This window comes from Halomonas sp. KM-1 (assembly GCF_000246875.1).
GTDB classification, from domain to species: domain Bacteria; phylum Pseudomonadota; class Gammaproteobacteria; order Pseudomonadales; family Halomonadaceae; genus Halomonas; species Halomonas aerodenitrificans.
Genome location: NZ_BAEU01000014.1, coordinates 1 through 15,228 on the forward strand (window position 1 = coordinate 1; position 15,228 = coordinate 15,228).

At 65.0% G+C, this 15,228-nt stretch carries 18 protein-coding genes; 8 read left to right on the forward strand and 10 right to left on the reverse strand.

Translation table 11 applies throughout. The features are described from left to right. Together B8115_RS00685 and B8115_RS00690 are read right to left on the reverse strand one after the other, a co-directional pair. The coding region (locus B8115_RS00685; RefSeq protein ID WP_010625803.1) for a magnesium chelatase domain-containing protein at positions 1 to 483 on the reverse strand (483 nt) is incomplete at its 3' end. Between the two features lie 75 nt (positions 484 to 558). Beyond that, positions 559 to 888 carry an accessory factor UbiK family protein gene (locus B8115_RS00690; protein ID WP_010625804.1) on the reverse strand — a complete coding sequence of 110 codons (330 nt, stop codon included), beginning with the start codon at positions 886 to 888 and terminating at the stop codon, positions 559 to 561. On the opposite strand from B8115_RS00690, the gene B8115_RS23515 reads away from it, so the two are divergent. From B8115_RS23515 to glnK, 4 genes are all read left to right on the forward strand, one after another. Further along, on the forward strand, positions 887 to 1,024 hold the full coding sequence (locus B8115_RS23515; protein ID WP_158409627.1) for a hypothetical protein: 138 nt from the start codon (positions 887 to 889) through the stop codon (positions 1,022 to 1,024). The genes B8115_RS00690 and B8115_RS23515 overlap by 2 nt on opposite strands. A 148-nt stretch (positions 1,025 to 1,172) precedes the next feature. Next, on the forward strand, positions 1,173 to 1,511 hold the full coding sequence (locus B8115_RS00695; RefSeq protein ID WP_010625805.1) for a P-II family nitrogen regulator: 339 nt from the start codon (positions 1,173 to 1,175) through the stop codon (positions 1,509 to 1,511). Positions 1,512 to 1,541: 30 nt separating this feature from the next. Continuing rightward, a complete protein-coding gene (locus B8115_RS00700) occupies positions 1,542 to 2,867 on the forward strand; it encodes an ammonium transporter (RefSeq protein ID WP_010625806.1) in 1,326 nt (441 codons plus the stop codon). A 134-nt stretch (positions 2,868 to 3,001) separates the two neighbouring features. Then, the gene (glnK, locus tag B8115_RS00705; RefSeq protein WP_010625807.1) at positions 3,002 to 3,340 is read left to right on the forward strand and encodes a P-II family nitrogen regulator; all 339 of its coding nucleotides are present in this window, start codon (positions 3,002 to 3,004) and stop codon (positions 3,338 to 3,340) included. Positions 3,341 to 3,414: 74 nt separating this feature from the next. Here glnK and B8115_RS00710 read toward each other — a convergent pair whose 3' ends face one another. Next, the gene (locus B8115_RS00710; protein ID WP_010625808.1) at positions 3,415 to 4,191 is read right to left on the reverse strand and encodes a ferredoxin--NADP reductase; all 777 of its coding nucleotides are present in this window, start codon (positions 4,189 to 4,191) and stop codon (positions 3,415 to 3,417) included. 146 nt (positions 4,192 to 4,337) lie between these two features. Here B8115_RS00710 and B8115_RS00715 point away from each other — a divergent pair, with 146 nt between their 5' ends. Beyond that, positions 4,338 to 5,264, forward strand: a complete 927-nt coding sequence (locus B8115_RS00715; RefSeq protein WP_010625809.1) for a LysR family transcriptional regulator — start codon at positions 4,338 to 4,340, stop codon at positions 5,262 to 5,264. Positions 5,265 to 5,305: 41 nt separating this feature from the next. Here B8115_RS00715 and B8115_RS00720 read toward each other — a convergent pair whose 3' ends face one another. The 6 genes from B8115_RS00720 to phnD all read right to left on the reverse strand — a co-directional run bounded on the left by B8115_RS00720 (position 5,306) and on the right by phnD (position 11,515). Then, positions 5,306 to 7,369 carry a methyl-accepting chemotaxis protein gene (locus tag B8115_RS00720; RefSeq protein ID WP_010625810.1) on the reverse strand — a complete coding sequence of 688 codons (2,064 nt, stop codon included), beginning with the start codon at positions 7,367 to 7,369 and terminating at the stop codon, positions 5,306 to 5,308. Positions 7,370 to 7,501: 132 nt separating this feature from the next. Beyond that, positions 7,502 to 7,930, reverse strand: a complete 429-nt coding sequence (locus B8115_RS00725; RefSeq protein WP_010625811.1) for a host attachment protein — start codon at positions 7,928 to 7,930, stop codon at positions 7,502 to 7,504. Positions 7,931 to 8,031: 101 nt separating this feature from the next. Continuing rightward, complete coding sequence (gene phnE, locus B8115_RS00730) at positions 8,032 to 8,841, reverse strand: phosphonate ABC transporter, permease protein PhnE (RefSeq protein WP_010625812.1); 810 nt, start codon at positions 8,839 to 8,841, stop codon at positions 8,032 to 8,034. After that, positions 8,835 to 9,644, reverse strand: coding sequence for a phosphonate ABC transporter, permease protein PhnE (gene phnE, locus B8115_RS00735; RefSeq protein ID WP_010625813.1), 810 nt, complete (start codon positions 9,642 to 9,644; stop codon positions 8,835 to 8,837). Before phnE (B8115_RS00735) ends, phnE (B8115_RS00730) begins: the two co-directional genes overlap by 7 nt. After that, positions 9,631 to 10,440 (reverse strand): phosphonate ABC transporter ATP-binding protein, encoded by an 810-nt coding sequence (gene phnC, locus B8115_RS00740; RefSeq protein WP_010625814.1) that lies wholly within the window; start codon positions 10,438 to 10,440, stop codon positions 9,631 to 9,633. The genes phnE (B8115_RS00735) and phnC overlap by 14 nt, the downstream gene beginning before the upstream one ends. 73 nt (positions 10,441 to 10,513) lie before the next feature. Beyond that, positions 10,514 to 11,515: a phosphate/phosphite/phosphonate ABC transporter substrate-binding protein gene (phnD, locus tag B8115_RS00745; RefSeq protein ID WP_010625815.1), complete on the reverse strand. Its 1,002-nt coding sequence runs from the start codon at positions 11,513 to 11,515 to the stop codon at positions 10,514 to 10,516. A gap of 180 nt (positions 11,516 to 11,695) precedes the next feature. Here phnD and B8115_RS00750 point away from each other — a divergent pair, with 180 nt between their 5' ends. The 3 genes from B8115_RS00750 to B8115_RS00760 all read left to right on the forward strand — a co-directional run bounded on the left by B8115_RS00750 (position 11,696) and on the right by B8115_RS00760 (position 14,475). Beyond that, on the forward strand, positions 11,696 to 12,286 hold the full coding sequence (locus tag B8115_RS00750; RefSeq protein WP_010625816.1) for a histidine phosphatase family protein: 591 nt from the start codon (positions 11,696 to 11,698) through the stop codon (positions 12,284 to 12,286). Positions 12,287 to 12,405: 119 nt separating this feature from the next. After that, the gene (locus tag B8115_RS00755) at positions 12,406 to 12,834 is read left to right on the forward strand and encodes a hypothetical protein (RefSeq protein ID WP_010625817.1); all 429 of its coding nucleotides are present in this window, start codon (positions 12,406 to 12,408) and stop codon (positions 12,832 to 12,834) included. Positions 12,835 to 12,939: 105 nt separating this feature from the next. Further along, a complete protein-coding gene (locus tag B8115_RS00760; RefSeq protein ID WP_010625818.1) occupies positions 12,940 to 14,475 on the forward strand; it encodes a diguanylate cyclase in 1,536 nt (511 codons plus the stop codon). Here B8115_RS00760 and B8115_RS00765 read toward each other — a convergent pair. Continuing rightward, the gene (locus B8115_RS00765) at positions 14,453 to 15,181 is read right to left on the reverse strand and encodes an amino acid ABC transporter ATP-binding protein (RefSeq protein ID WP_035589725.1); all 729 of its coding nucleotides are present in this window, start codon (positions 15,179 to 15,181) and stop codon (positions 14,453 to 14,455) included. The two genes, B8115_RS00760 and B8115_RS00765, sit on opposite strands and share 23 nt — an antisense overlap. Positions 15,182 to 15,228: the final 47 nt, after the last annotated feature.

Sequence of the window (15,228 nt, forward strand, 5' to 3'; positions counted from 1 at the left end):
GAGCAGATGCTCTGCCGGCAACACCTGCAGATCGCCGGCCAGGGCCGCCTCGTCGGCATTCTCCTTAGGCACGATCAGCTTGCGCCCGGCCTTGCGTGCCGCCAGCGCCAGCGGCAGTACGCCGCTGATGGGACGCAGCCGGCCGTCCAGCGCCAGCTCGCCGACGCTCTCGATGCCTTCGAGCGCCTCACCGGGAAGCTGGCCTGAGGCCACCAGAATGCCCAGCGCGATGGGCAGGTCGAAACGCCCGCCGACCTTGGGCAGGTCGGCGGGCGCCAGGTTGAGCACGATTCTGCGTGTGTTGGGGAAGTCGAAGCCAGCGTTGGTGAGGGCGCTGCGCACCCGTTCGCGACTCTCCTTGACGGCGGCCTCGGGCAGGCCCACCAGGGTCATTCCCGGCAGGCCGTTGGCCAGATGTACCTCGACCTGCACCTCGGGCGCTTCCAGCCCCAGGCCGGCCCGCGTGGCAACGATCGCCAGCATCTTGCGGTCCCTCGCAGTTCATTTGCGTGAGGCTCAGATACTAGCACTATGCCGCAACGGGCTCTCCACGCTGGCTCAGCGCTTGGCTTCGCCGGGTTCGTCAGCGTTCTTGCCCGCATCCTCGGGCAGCGTGAGGGTCGCCTGGGTCACCGGGGTCTCGCGGGCCGCCAGCGCCTTCTCCAACGCCGCCACCTGCTGCTCCAGCGCCTCGACCCGGATGCGCGTGCGCTGCAGCACGTCCATCAGGATGTCGAAATCCTCCCGCGATACCAGCTCGAGGCGGTCGAAGGCGCCGCGTACGACCTGCTGTATTCCCTTCTGCAACTCTTCCGGCGCCTGGGCCGCCCCCTGCAGGCGCTCGCCGAGCTGCTGCGCCAACCGGCTGATGGGGTCCTGACTCGCCATGGTGCGCTTCTCCTTTCGCCTGGGCATGTTGCTCTACAGCATACGCAAGGCGCTGCAACGACGCATTCCCTTCTCACGCTCCGACATGGCGCGCCTGCACCACAACAAGGCACCAAGCTGGTGCACGGGCGCGTAACCCTCCTCTCCCTCTTGGTGAATCGAGCCTATCTCGTCCTGAAAAACGGCTGTAAGAAAAGGTTTTTTTCGGAAATGGCACGTAATGCGCATAAGCAAGACACAGCAGCTGGCAACCCATCGCCCAATACCAGCATGGAGAGACGCTAATGAAGCTCATCACCGCCATCATCAAACCGTTCAAGCTCGACGACGTACGGGAGGCCCTGGCCGACAACGGCGTGCAAGGCATCACCGTGACCGAAGTGAAAGGCTTCGGCCGTCAGAAGGGCCACACCGAGCTCTACCGCGGCGCCGAATACGTGGTCGATTTCCTGCCCAAGGTCAAGGTCGAGGTGGCCGTGGACGACTCCCGCGTCGAGAGCGTGCTGGATGCCATCTGCGGTGCGGCCAACAGCGGCAAGATCGGCGACGGCAAGGTCTTCGTGACGCCGCTGGAGGATGTGATTCGCATCCGTACCGGCGAACGCGGCGCCGAAGCCGTCTGATCGACATAACGAGAACAACGGAGAACAGCCATGAGTGAACTTGCCGAGTTGAGCTATGCGCTCGACACCTTCTATTTCCTGATCTGCGGCGTGCTGGTGATGTGGATGGCCGCCGGCTTCTCGATGCTGGAAGCCGGCATGGTGCGCGCCAAGAACACCGCCGAGATCCTGACCAAGAACATCGCCCTGTTCGCCATTGCCTGTACCATGTATCTGCTGGTGGGCTACTCGATCATGTACTCGAGCGATGCCGGTGGCATCCTGCCCAACCTGGGCGTACTGATCGGCGGCGAGAACAGCGTCGATGCGGTCACCGCCGGTGGTGAAGACGCCCCCTACTACTCCATGCGCGCCGACTTCTTCTTCCAGGTAGTGTTCGTCGCCACCGCCATGTCGATCGTCTCCGGCGCCGTGGCCGAGCGCATGAAGCTGTGGGCCTTCCTCGCCTTCGCCGTGGTCATGACCGGCTTCATCTACCCGGTGTCCGGCTACTGGACATGGGGCGAGGGCTGGCTCGACGAGCTGGGCTTCTCCGACTTCGCCGGCTCCGGCATCGTGCACATGGCCGGTGCGGCCGCGGCACTGGCCGGCGTGCTGGTCCTCGGCCCGCGCAAGGGCAAGTACGGCAAGGACGGCAGCATTCACGCCATCCCGGGTGCCAACATGCCGCTGGCCACCCTGGGTACTTTCATCCTGTGGATGGGCTGGTTCGGCTTCAACGGCGGCTCGGAGCTCAAGCTCTCCGACGTGGCCTCGGCCAACAACGTGGCCCAGGTGCTGGTCAACACCAACGCCGCGGCGGCCGGTGGCGTCATCGCCGCGCTGATCCTGGCCAAGGTTTGGTTCCGCAAGGCCGACCTGACCATGGCCCTGAACGGCGCCCTCGCCGGCCTGGTGGCGATCACCGCCGAGCCGCTGGAGCCCACGGCGCTGGGCGCGACCCTGATCGGTGCCGTGGGCGGCATCATCGTGGTGGCCGCCATCGTCACCCTCGACAAGCTGAAGATCGACGATCCGGTCGGCGCCATCTCGGTGCACGGTGTGGTCGGCATCTGGGGTCTGCTGGCGGTGCCGCTCTCCAACGACGGAGCCACCTTCGGTGCACAGATCATCGGCGGCCTGGCGATCTTCGCCTGGGTCTTCGCCGCCAGCCTCGCCGTGTGGCTGATCATCAAGGCGATCATGGGCGTACGCGTCAGCGAAGAGGAAGAGTACGAGGGGGTCGATCTGGCCGAGTGCGGTATGGAAGCCTACCCCGAGTTCAGTGTCGCCCGTGTCTACGGCGGCAGTGGTGGACGTCCGCAGTCCGGCGGCTACGCAGCCGGCGCACCGGTCGGTCAGCCCCGCCCAGAATAAACGCTTACCCCTTCCGGGCTCCCTGCGGGGAGCCTTTTTTCTTCCTGCCAAGGGCGGTGTATGCTTGAGGCCAGCCGATTCGTACCCGCCCGGGTTCGAGCGAAGAACCCCGCACGACAACGAGGAAACAGACCATGAAACTGGTGACCGCCATCATCAAGCCGTTCAAGCTCGACGACGTTCGCGAGTCGCTTTCGGAGATCGGGGTGCAGGGTATCACCGTGACCGAGGTGAAGGGCTTCGGTCGTCAGAAGGGCCACACCGAGCTCTATCGCGGTGCCGAATACGTGGTCGACTTCCTGCCCAAGGTGAAAGTGGAGATCGCCATCGACGACGACCTGATCGAGCAGGTGATCGATGCCATCACCCAAGTGGCCAATACCGGAAAGATCGGCGACGGCAAGATCTTCATCACGCCGCTTGAGCAGGTGATCCGGATTCGTACCGGCGAAACCGGCAAGGATGCGGTATAAGCCCAGTCAAACAAAAACCCACGACCGCAAGGCCGTGGGTTTTTTGAAGCTCGCCAAGCACCGAACGCCCCTTTTTATTTCTCGACGAAGGCGCGCTCGATGACGTAATCGCCGGGTTCGCCCATGCGCGGCGAGATGTTGAAGCCCAGGTCGTCCAGCAGGGCGCTGGTCTCGTCGAGCATCGCCGGGCTGCCGCAGATCATGGCGCGGTCCTGCTTGGGATCCATCGGCGCAATGCCGGTGTCCTCGAACAGCTTGCCGCTGCGGATATGGTCGGTGAGGCGGCCCATGGTGTGGAACTCCTCGCGGGTCACCGTGGGGTAGTAGACCAGCTTCTCGCGGATCTCGTCGCCCAGGTATTCGTGAGCCGGCAGCTCCTTCTGAATGAAGTCGGCATAGGCCAGCTCGCTGACACTGCGCACGCCGTGCACCAGGATCACCTTCTCGTAGCGCTCGTACACCTCCGGGTCCTGGATCAGGCTCATGAACGGGGCCAAGCCGGTACCGGTGGAAAGGAAGTAGAGGTTGCGCCCCGGCAGCAGGTCGTCGGTGACCAGGGTGCCGGTGGGCTTGCGGCTGACCATGATCTGGTCGCCCACCTTGAGGTGCTGCAGACGCGAGGTCAGCGGGCCATCGGGCACCTTGATGCTGAAGAACTCGAGGTGGTCCTCGTAGTTGGGGCTGGCGATGGAGTAAGCACGCATCAGCGGCTTGCCGTTCACTTCGAGGCCGATCATCACGAACTGACCGTTCTTGAAGCGCAGGCTGCGCTCGCGGGTGGTGCGGAAGCTGAACAGGGTGTCGTTCCAGTGGTGGACACTGAGAACCTCTTCCAACGCAAACTTGCTCATGCCGGCTCCTAGATATTCCTATATCGAATAAAGCATTGGGCTAGATGATTTGCTTGCATTATAAGAGCGCAAGGTTTATCTGTTAATTGGATTGTATGGATATCCTTTATCCAGATTACTGATATAGATCAACATCGAGCCGTTTCATGCATTTCACCCTGCGCCAACTCGAGGTCTTCGTCGCCGTCGCCCAGCACGAGAGCGTCTCCCGCGCCGCTCGGGCGCTCTCCCTGTCGCAGTCGGCCACCAGTACCGCCCTGGCCGAACTCGAGCGCCAGTTCGACTGCCAGCTGCTCGACCGTATCGGCAAGCGGCTGCGGCTCAACGCGCTGGGCTTTCAGCTGCTGCCCAAGGCGGTGGCGCTGCTCGACCGCGCCGAGGAGATCGAGGAGATCCTGCACGGTCAGCAGGGCATCGGTTCGCTCGACGTGGGCGCCACCCTGACCATCGGCAACTACCTGGCGACGCTGCTGATCAGCGATTTCATGCAGCGCCATCCGGGCAGCCGAGTACGCCTGGCGGTGCGCAATACGCGGGAGATCATCGACCGCGTGCGTCAGCACGAGCTCGACCTGGGGCTCATCGAAGGGCACTGCGAGGAGGAGGACGTGATCACCCAGTCCTGGGTGGAGGACGAACTGTCGGTGTTCTGTTCGCCCCGCCATCCGCTGGCCGGCCAGGGGCCGGTGGAGCTGGAGCGGCTGCTGCGCGAGGCCTGGATCATGCGCGAGCAGGGCTCGGGCACGCGCATGACGCTGGAGCAGGCCGCAAGGCATCGCCGCGGGCGCTTCAATACGCTGCTGGAGCTGGAACATACCGAGGGCATCAAGCGCGCGGTGGAGTCGGGGCTCGGCATCGGCTGCGTGTCGAAGCTGGCGCTGCGTGACGCCTTCCGCCGCGGTAGCCTGGTGCCGATTCCCACTCCCGAGCTCGACCTGAGCCGCCAGTTCGCCTTCATCTGGCACCGCCACAAGTACCTGGCCACCGGCATGCGCGAATTCCTGCGCCTGTGCCGGCAGATGACTGAGGGGGTCAGGCGCAGCGACGAGATCGACCTGCCGCCGGTCTCCTGACCCTCCTGTTGCCTTACCCCAGGGTCCCTTGGCCCCTGCCGTCAGCGATCGCGCAGACGGAACCCGCCGACGACCTGGGCCAAACGATCGGCCTGCTCGCTGAGCTGCTCGGCGGCGGTGGTCGACTCCTCCACCAGCGCGGCGTTCTGCTGAATCGTACGGTCGAGGTCGGCCACGGCCACGCTGACCTGGCCGATGCCGTCGCTCTGCTCACCAGCGGCCATACTGATCTCGCCGAGCATGTTGGCTACCCGGTTCACGCTGGCCATCAGCTCGCCCATGCTCTCGCCGGCGCGTCCCACAAGCTCGGTACCGGTGATGACACGCTGGCTGGAGGCCTCGATAAGGGAACGGATGTCGCGCGAGGCCTCGGCGCTGCGCGTGGCCAGTTGGCGCACCTCACCGGCCACCACGGCGAAGCCGCGGCCGTGCTCGCCGGCCCGGGCGGCTTCGACCGAAGCATTGAGCGCCAGCAGGTTGGTCTGAAAGGCGATGCCGTCGATGACCTTGACGATCTCGCCGATCTGCTGCGACGAGCGGCTGATCTCCTGCATGGTGTCCACCACCTGGCCGACCGTTTCGCCGGAGCGCTGGGCGACCTCGGCGGCCGACTTCGACAGGCCGTTGGCTTCCCGCGAGGAGGCCGAGGTGTGCTCTACCGTGGCCGAGATCTGCTCCATGGAGGCGGAGGTCTGCTGCAGACTGGCAGCGGCCTGCTCGGTGCGCCGCGACAGATCCTCGCCGCCGTTGGCGATCTCGCTGGCCGCTATACGTACCGATTCGCTGCTGGCGCGCACGTCGAGCAGCACGTCGTGAATCTTGTCGACGAAGGCATTGAACTGAATGGCGAGCTCGGCGCTCTCGTCGCGCCCTCGTACCGGCAGGCGTTGGGTCAGATCGCCGTCGCCGGTGGCGATCTCACGCATGCGTTCGGCCAGCAGGCGCAGCGGCCGCGACACGCGGGTGCCGACCCACCACAGGGCGGCGAGCCCCAATGCCGCCAGCAGCAGGCCGACCAGCGCCATGCCCAGGGTGTCGGCCCGGCGCTGCTCGTTCATCATCGCCTGCAGCGCCGTTAGCTCTGCCATCACCGCCGCTTCGGGCAGCCGGATCATCAGCGTCCAGGGCTGCTCGCTCTCGCCGATGGTGAAGGGCTGATAGCGCTCCAGCATGCCATCCCGCACCAGGCTCACGCTGGAGCCCTCCGCCTGAGCCTGCTCGAGGGCCGACAGCACCTGAGCATCGAAGGCTTCGCTTGCCGCATCGCCGAGCCGCTCGGCATTGGCGGTATAGGCCACCAGCCCCCCGCGCCCCGCCACCAGGGCCATTTCGCCCGCCCCTCCGTAGAGCGACTGGTTGGCCTCGAGCAGCAGTGCCTGGATGAAATCCAGCGACAGGTCGACACCGGCCACGCCGCGAAACGCCCCCTCGACCAGGATCGGCACGTTGAACGAGGTGACCAGTAGCGTCTCGCCGCCGAAGTCGTAGGGCGCCGGGTCGATGATACAGGGGGCGAGGCTCTCCCGCGGGCAGAGGTAGTATTCGCCCTCACGCACGCCATTGCCGAGCAGCGCCGTGCTCTCCATGGTCTCGCCCAGCGGCAACACCTCGACGCCGCCCTCCCCGGTGCGATACCACCAGGGCATGAAGCGACCGCTGCCGTCGTAGCCGTCGCTTTCGCCAAGATCGGCATACAGCGCATCGCGGCCGAAAGCATCAGGCTCCCAGCCGATGAAGGCGTCCAGCAGCGAAGGGTTCTGCACCACCGTCTCGCGCACCAGATTGGAGAGCTCGCGCCGGCTCAGGCCAAGGGCGGTGCGGCCGCTGCCGTCCCGCTGGCCCATCAGCGCGTTGGTATCTGCCAACTGGGTGGCCAGGGTCAGGGCATGCTCGAGTTCGCGCTGGATCCTGCCGGCCTCGGCGTCCGCCAACACCGCCAGGCGCTCGTCTACGGCCCCTTCGAGCAGTTCGCGCGTGTGGGTCTCGACGGTCTGCTGGGTACGTGCCGAGGAGAACAGGGCATAAACGACCAGAGCCACGACCACTGCCAACAGGCAGGGTCCGGCCAGCATGACCACGAATTGGCGGATCGATCTGAGGTGCATGGGCGTTCTCGCTGAAGTGGATAGCATGTTGCAGCGAAGTAAACTTCACAGCCATGCTCCTTCTATCGGCAAGAACGCCCCTTTCTTGAGTGCACGCTTGAGTTCAGGCTCGAGCGCGAGGCCAAAGTCGCTTCAGCGCATGTCGCTGACGGCTTTCTGGATATCGTTCAGCGGCGCCTTGGAGAGATCCTTGTCCAGGGTGTGGATGATCAGCTTGCTGGTCGGCCCGTCGATCTTGTCACGCAGCACGCCCAGGAAGCGGGGCGGAGCGACGAGGATCAGCTTGTCCATGCTGTTGTCGACCCTGGCCTTGTAGATTCGCTCGGCGATCTGCTTGGCGAAGATCTCCGCCTCATGGTCCAGCGCCACGCTGTCACCGCGACTGGAACGCCGAGTGTGAGAGGTCGACTCGTCGACGGCTCCCGTCTCGCCGGTGACCAGGTCTCCCTCGTGCAGACGCCCTTCGGCGTGCACCAGGCTCTCCTTCTCCTCCAGCTTCAGCGCGTCGCGGGTGAATACGCGCGCCCTAGCCGCATCGGCCACCACGATATACGTTGTCATAGCCTCTCCTTGATGCAGTGAATGGAGCCCCATCGCGGGACCTCGATTTCAACATGGCAAGGGCAGCCGGGAAGGTCAACCGGACAACAAGCCGTCGTCCCTCAGAGCACCTTGCGTCGCAGCAGGCCCGTCACCGCCTCGCCGATCAGCACTAGCACGATGATGGCGATGAGGATGGTGGCCACCGTGGGCCAGGCGAAGGTGTCGATGGCTCCCTGCAGGATCACCCCGATACCGCCGGCGCCGACCAGACCCAGCACCGTCGATTCACGGATGTTGATGTCCCAGCGCAGGATGACGATGGCGAAGAAAGCCGGCATCACCTGGGGCACGACGGCATAGGCGATGACCTTGGCCTTGGAGGCGCCGGTGGCTTCCATGGCCTCCACCGGGCGACGGTCGATCTCCTCGATGGCCTCGCCCATCAGCTTGCCGATGAAGCCGATGGAGCGAAACATGATGGCCAGGATTCCCGCCAGAACCCCGGGGCCGAAGATGGCCACGAACAGCAGTGCCCAGATGATGGTGTTCACCGAGCGGCTGGCTACCAGGATGAAGCGCCCCAGCCACAGGCAGGCGCGGTTGGGCGTGGTGTTCTGGGCCGCGATGTAGGAGACCGGCAGCGCAATGAAGATCGTCAGCAGGGTCGCCAGGGTGGCGATGTGCACCGTCTCCAGCAGCGCGTTGGTGATCGCGGCAAGCCGCGAGGGGTCGGGCGGCCACATGCGCGCGCCCAGGCTCGAGATCTGGTTGGGAGCGTCCCACACCCAGGGCCAGAAGATGTCGATGTCGCGTATCGCCCAGTAGACCACCATCACGGTAATCAGCAGCACGCCGTAGCGGATCAGCTGCTGCTTGCGGTCGTAGCGCCGCCAGACGCGGTCGGCCAGGGCTCCGGCATGATCTACCATATCTTCTTCCTCACCCAGCCGCTGATGCCTTCACTGACCAGAATCACGGCAATGATCATGAGCAGGATGGCAAAGGCGAAATCGTAGTCGTAGCGACCGAAGGCATTCATCAGGGTACCGCCGATGCCGCCGGCGCCGACGATGCCGACCACCGCCGAGGCGCGCAGGTTGCTGTCGAGCTGGTACATGGAGAGCCCCACCTGGCGCGGCAGGATCTGCGGAAACACGGCATAGATCAGCGTCGCCAGGTAGCCCGCTCCGGCGGCTTTCATCGCCTCGACCTGGCCCCAGTCGATCTCCTCGATCTCCTCCGCCAGCAGCTTGCCGACGAAGCCGATCGAGTAGATCGTGAGCGTCAGGATCCCGGCCAGCGGACCGAAGCCCACCGCTGCCACGAACAGGATGGCGACGATCACCGGATGGAAGCTGCGCGAGACGATGATCACCGCACGTCCGAGAAGGTAGATGGGCTTGGGCGCCACGTTCTTGGCCGCCATCACGGCGAAGGGGATCGACAGCGCTACCCCCATCAGGGTGGCCAGAATGGCGATCTGGAAACTCTCCTTGAAGCCGGTGATCAGCAGCCCGCTGCGCTCGAAGCTGGGAGGAAAGCCGCCGCCGAAGATACGTGCCGCCCGTGGCAGGCCCTCGCTGATGCGCGCCCAGTTGAACGGCAGCGAGCCGAAGGCCCACACCAGGTAGACGATCACCACCAGCCACAGCCCATAGCGCAGCACCGGGTTGGCGATGAAGGGCGGTTTGCGCCAGGTACGCGGCGCGGCGGCCTGGTCAGGTCGAGTCATGAGCCACCCCCTGCTGCGCCGGGCGGCCGGGCTCCTCGGTGATCTCGTCTTCGGCTGTCTCGATGCCGCCGTAGATGGCGTCCAGCGCCTCCTTGCCGAAATCGGCCGGCGCGCCGTCGAAGATCATCCGGCCATGGCGCAAGCCGACGATGCGTTCGGTGTAGGCCTTGGCCTGGGCCACGTTGTGAATGTTGATCAGCACCGGCAGTGAGAGTTCGCTGGCCAGGCTCTGCAGCAGCTTCATGATCTGCTCGGAGGTACGCGGGTCGAGCGAGGCCGTGGGCTCGTCGGCGAGCAGGATTTCCGGTTCCTGCATCAGCGCCCGTACCACGCCGACCCGCTGACGCTCACCTCCGGAAAGCTCGTCGGCCCGCTTGTTGGCATAGTGGGCGATGCCCACCCGTTCCATCAGCGTGAAGGCGCGCTCAATATCGCTCTGGGGATAGCGGCGGGTAATCGCCTGGTAGAGATTGACGTAGCCGAGCCGCCCTGCCAGCACGTTCTCCATCACCGTGAGACGGTCGATCAGGTTGAAGCCCTGAAACACCATGCCGATCTTGCGCCGGGCACGGCGTAGTTCGCGCCCGCGCAGGTGAACCAGCTCGGTACCGTTGAGCTTGATCGAACCCGAGGTGGGCTCCACCAGGCGGTTGATACAGCGCAGCATGGTGCTCTTGCCGGCCCCGGAGGCGCCGACGATGGAGACCACGCTGCTGCCTTCGACCGTCAGATCCAGCTCCTTGAGCACCGGCTCGTCACGGCCGTAACGCTTGACCAGCTTTGAAATTTCCAGCATTCACCCACCTCGCGGAAAGAGAAACGGAGACGCCCCCGGCGAAGCCGAGGGCCCCGGCTGCACGCTGCCAGGTTTACTCCTGCTCCAGGTCCTCGCGGGTGTAGCGCACGTCGTTGGCGGCCTGGATGGTACGGATGACCTCCCAGTGCTCCTGGTAGTTGATGGGGATGAACTTGTCGACGCCCTCGAACTCATCGCCCAGCGCCGTGCCTTCGAAATCGAAGGTGAAGAAGGCTTCCTTGATCTTCTCGACCAGGTCAGGGTGGAGGTTGTGCGCGTAGTTGTAGGAAGTGGTGGGGAACGCATCGGTCTCGTAGATGATCTTGACCTCGTCCGGATCATAGAGACCCCGCGCCGCCATGCGCTCGACCACCTCGGAGGCCACCGGTGCGGCGTCATAGTCGCGAGCGACCACGCCCAGCATCGACTGGTCGTGACTGCCGGAGTAGACCACCTCGTAGTCCTCATCGGGCACGATGCCGAGCTCCGGGAACAGCGCCCGCGGCGCCAGATTGCCGGAGTTCGACGTTGGCGAGGTGTGCGCCACCCGCTTGCCACGCAGGTCCTCCAGATCGTCGATGCCGGAATCGACGTGAGTGTAGACCTGCAGGGTATAACCGAACTGACCGTCGTCGGAGCCCATCAGGGCGAACGGCACCGCGCCGGCCAGGTTCACCGCGAACGGCGTCGGGCCGGTGGAGAAGCCGGCGATGTGCAGTCGCCCGCTGCGCATGGCCTCGACCTGAGCCGAGTTGGACTGCACGGCGAAGAAGCGTACGTTACGCTCGGTCACTTCCTGGAGATGATCAATGAAGGGCTGCCAGATGTCGGAGTAGATGGCTGGATCCTCCACCGGGGTATAGGCGAAGATCAGCGTATCGGGGTTGGCCCACTCGGATTCGTCGGCGGGCAGATCGGCGACCATGTCGCCATCCTCGTCGCAGAATAGAGTGTCCAGGGCGCCGCGGGGGCAGTCGGCCTGGGCCTGCGCCGAGATCAGCAGGGCCAGAGGCAGCAGGCTGGACAGAGCCAGTGAATTCAGGGCGGCGCGGCCGAAAGTCTTGGGTGTTGTCATTGGCGTGTCTCTCTGATCTTTGTCGTTATTCGAGTTATTGGATTCATGTATGCCGATCTTGCGGCAAGACGCGGGATGACCTGTGCCGGCATCCCGCCTAGCCTGCTCGAAAGTGAACATGCTGAAGCCCGCATGATCGCAAACGAAACTAACCTTCAATCTAGGTAGTGTGACAAGACGATGTCAAACCGATTTCAGTTCTCTTCGGGCTCGCGCCACAACCGCTACCTGCTGATGCGGCATGGTCACAGCGAGGCCAACGAGCGGCACCTGATCATCAGCACCCCGGCCAGGGGGCTCTCGGCGTTCGGCCTCTCCCACCAGGGCGAGGCACAGCTGCAAGCGCTGCTCGACGACTGGCGCTGGCCATCGCCGACTCGCATCCTGCATTCCGACTTCCTGCGTACCACCGAAACCGCCACCCGAGTGGCCACTCACTTCGGGCTCGCGCTGCAGGCCGAGCCGCGCCTGCGCGAGCGCGACTTCGGCGATTTCGAAGGTGGGCCGGACTGCCGTTATCCCGACGTCTGGGCGCTGGATGCCCAGGACCCGGAGCATTGCGAGCATGGCGTGGAGAGCGCCGCCAGCGTCGCCGCTCGCATGCAGGGGGTAATCGCCTCACTGGAGCAATCGCTGCGCCAGGAGACCGTGCTGCTGGTGAGCCACGGCGATCCGCTGCAGATCCTGCTGACCGCCCTGGCGGGCCGTGCGCTCGGTGAGCACCGCGCCCGCGACGCGCTGCTACCGGCCAGCATCACCCTGCTCGACTGAGCGGCGAAGCGCTGCCCGACGTAACGGCTGACGCTGGCCGCGATCTGGGGTAGCATCGAACCGCCGGCAGGGATGTCGGACCGTTCATCGTATGCCGATGTCCCTAAGGGAGGAGCCCGATGCGCCAATTTCTGTTTCCCAGCCGCCCCATGTCCCGCGGCTTCCTACTCTTCTTGCACCTTCTGTTGCAGATGGGGCTGCTTGTAACCGCCGCTCTATGGCTGCTGCCACGCACCCCTTGGTTCGCTGCCAGCGACTGGTACCTGGCCTGGCCCGAACTGGCAGCGGGTGCCGGGCTGTGGCTGGCGGCAGCATTCACGCTGCGCCTGCTCATCGAGCTCTGCCTGTTGCCTCATCACCTCGCCGCTCGTGCCGGTTTCGCACCCGGCGACGTGGTGACGCGCTCCTTCGAACGCCGCCCTGCAGTACATGATGCCCAGGCCGCATGGACCAGCGAGGCACGCTCGGTCGAGATCGAACCCAGCGTGCTGGGCAGCGCACGAGTGACACGCCCCGCCGAGCCCCTCAAGCCTCAGGGCAGCATCTGACCTACGGCCGGCCAGGATTCGTCACTTTCATCGTGCACGTTGCGGTGTAACAGAAATGTAAGCCTCTGTTATGATCGGTCTACCGCCCGATGGATGAGTCGACCCATGACGGTTCCGATCCAGCCCGACGCCATGCGCCTCCTCGCCGCTCTCGCCAAGGGCAGCCGGGCCTTGATGAAGGGACGTTTCTGGGGCGACGGCGTCGATGCACTGCTGGGCGAGATCGGCCGGGCCTCGGGGGCCAGCCGGGTATGGATCTTCCAACTGCTGGAGCTGCAGGACGAAGCGGTCATTCAGGACTATGTGTTCGAGTGGGCCGCCAAGCCACGCTATCGCCAGCTCACGCAGAAGCGCTTTCGCTTCTTTGCCAGCGTTTTCGATGACCCCACCTACCGCCACATGGTCGCCGAGCGTCAACGCGGCATGTCACAACGCTTCATCACCGAACGAATGGCGCCGGGGCCGCTGCGCGAGAACCTCGAGAGCCAGCAGATACTCTCGATGATCACGGTCCCCATCATGGTGGACGGCCGCTGGTGGGGCACGCTGGGAATCGACGACTGCGAGCGCCCCCTCGACTGGGAGGGCGCCGGGCTCGACGCACTCGTCATCGCCGCAGAACTGATCGCCTCGTCACTCTATCGCCACCAGCTCGCCAGCCGCCGACGCCAGTTCGAGCTGTTTCAACAGGTCGCCGAATGCGGGATCTGGGAAATCGACCTACATAGCGGTTCGACCTGGTGCTCTCGCGCCCTGCTGCGCACGCTGGGCTACCCCGACGACTATGCCCGCCTGCCGCTGCGACGGTTGCTGGCCCATATGCTAAGAGCCGACCGGCGGCGCCTGTGGAAGCGGATGCGCCAGTGCCTGAACGGCTCGGATGCAGGCCAGAGCTTTCGCCTGGACGTGCGGCTGCAACGCCCTGGAACCCCGGCACGCTGGCATGAGCTCGTCGCCGAACTGGCTTGCGACACCAGCGGCCGGCCCAGCGTCATATCGGGGCTGGTCATCGACATCAGCCGTCGCAAGCAGGGAGAGGAGCGAGCCATGCTCGCCGCCGAGTACGATGAACTCACCGGCGTGATGAACCGGCGCGGCCTGACACGCCATCTACAGACGACACTGAAGCGCTCCTCGACCACGCTCTGCCACCTGTTGATGCTCGACATCGACCACTTCAAGCAGATCAACGATCGCTACGGGCACCCCGCCGGCGATGCCCTGCTCAAGCTGGTCGCCACACGGCTGGACAACGAGCTGCGCGGCCAGGACGTGCTGGCCCGCATGGGCGGCGAGGAGTTTGCGGTATTCGTCAGCGGGCTCGACGATGCTCTGGCGTGGCTGCTGGGCGAACGTCTGAGGGCCAGCATCGCCGATACCCCCTTTTCGCTTCCCCCGCTGGCGGGCATGGCCGCAGCACCGCCCGTCACCATCACGATCAGCATCGGTATCGCCCGGCTGATTCCCGGCGAGGATCTGGAGCACGCCCAGAGCCTGGCCAGCACTCAGGCCGACCAGGCGCTCTATGCCGCCAAGCGCACGGGACGCAACCGTGTCATGGCGTATCCTCAGGCGACGCCGGCGATGCAGCAAGCCACACCGCCGCCGGTCTCGCCTCCTAGTGACCGAGGATCTGACTGAGGAAGAGCTGGGTACGCTCGGACTGCGGGTTGTTGAAGAAAGGCTCCGGCGCATTCTCCTCGATGATCTGTCCCTGATCCATGAAGATCACGCGGTCGGCCACGGTCTTGGCGAAGCCCATCTCGTGGGTCACGCAGAGCATGGTCATGCCCTCGTTGGCCAGCTCGACCATGACGTCGAGCACCTCCTTGATCATCTCCGGGTCGAGCGCCGAGGTGGGCTCGTCGAACAGCATCACCTCGGGGTGCATGCACAGCGAGCGGGCGATCGCCACGCGCTGCTGCTGGCCGCCGGAGAGCTGGCCCGGGTACTTGCGCGCCTGCTCGGCGATACGCACCCGCTCCAGGTAGCGCATGGCCTGCTCCTCGGCCTCGCGCCGCGGCTTCTTCTGCACCCACATGGGCGCCAGACAGCAGTTCTCCAGCACCGTGAGGTGCGGGAAGAGATTGAAGTGCTGGAACACCATACCCACGTTGCGGCGGATCTGCTCGATGCGCTTGACGTCCTGTGTGAGCGGAATGCCGCCGACCACGATCTCGCCGGCCTGATGCTCCTCGAGATGGTTGATGCAGCGGATCAGCGTCGACTTGCCCGAGCCCGAAGGGCCGCAGATGACGATTCGTTCGCCGCGCTTGACCTCGAGATCGATGTCGCGCAGCACGTGGAAGTCGCCGTACCACTTGTTGACGCCGCGCATCTGGACCATGGGGGTCTCGTTGCCGGCCTGGGTTGCTTGTTCAGTCATTGTTCTCA

Bases quoted from the DNA above. Each gene is read 5' to 3' on its own strand.
- B8115_RS23515 (WP_158409627.1), top strand. From the start codon at position 887: ATGGTGCGCTTCTCCTTTCGCCTGGGCATGTTGCTCTACAGCATACGC.
- B8115_RS00690 (WP_010625804.1), bottom strand. From the start codon at position 888: ATGGCGAGTCAGGACCCCATCAGCCGGTTGGCGCAGCAGCTCGGCGAG.
- B8115_RS00695 (WP_010625805.1), top strand. From the start codon at position 1,173: ATGAAGCTCATCACCGCCATCATCAAACCGTTCAAGCTCGACGACGTA.
- B8115_RS00700 (WP_010625806.1), top strand. From the start codon at position 1,542: ATGAGTGAACTTGCCGAGTTGAGCTATGCGCTCGACACCTTCTATTTC.
- glnK (WP_010625807.1), top strand. From the start codon at position 3,002: ATGAAACTGGTGACCGCCATCATCAAGCCGTTCAAGCTCGACGACGTT.
- B8115_RS00710 (WP_010625808.1), bottom strand. From the start codon at position 4,191: ATGAGCAAGTTTGCGTTGGAAGAGGTTCTCAGTGTCCACCACTGGAAC.
- B8115_RS00715 (WP_010625809.1), top strand. From the start codon at position 4,338: ATGCATTTCACCCTGCGCCAACTCGAGGTCTTCGTCGCCGTCGCCCAG.
- B8115_RS00720 (WP_010625810.1), bottom strand. From the start codon at position 7,369: ATGCACCTCAGATCGATCCGCCAATTCGTGGTCATGCTGGCCGGACCC.
- B8115_RS00725 (WP_010625811.1), bottom strand. From the start codon at position 7,930: ATGACAACGTATATCGTGGTGGCCGATGCGGCTAGGGCGCGCGTATTC.
- phnE (WP_010625812.1), bottom strand. From the start codon at position 8,841: ATGGTAGATCATGCCGGAGCCCTGGCCGACCGCGTCTGGCGGCGCTAC.
- phnE (WP_010625813.1), bottom strand. From the start codon at position 9,644: ATGACTCGACCTGACCAGGCCGCCGCGCCGCGTACCTGGCGCAAACCG.
- phnC (WP_010625814.1), bottom strand. From the start codon at position 10,440: ATGCTGGAAATTTCAAAGCTGGTCAAGCGTTACGGCCGTGACGAGCCG.
- phnD (WP_010625815.1), bottom strand. From the start codon at position 11,515: ATGACAACACCCAAGACTTTCGGCCGCGCCGCCCTGAATTCACTGGCT.
- B8115_RS00750 (WP_010625816.1), top strand. From the start codon at position 11,696: ATGTCAAACCGATTTCAGTTCTCTTCGGGCTCGCGCCACAACCGCTAC.
- B8115_RS00755 (WP_010625817.1), top strand. From the start codon at position 12,406: ATGCGCCAATTTCTGTTTCCCAGCCGCCCCATGTCCCGCGGCTTCCTA.
- B8115_RS00760 (WP_010625818.1), top strand. From the start codon at position 12,940: ATGACGGTTCCGATCCAGCCCGACGCCATGCGCCTCCTCGCCGCTCTC.
- B8115_RS00765 (WP_035589725.1), bottom strand. From the start codon at position 15,181: ATGGTCCAGATGCGCGGCGTCAACAAGTGGTACGGCGACTTCCACGTG.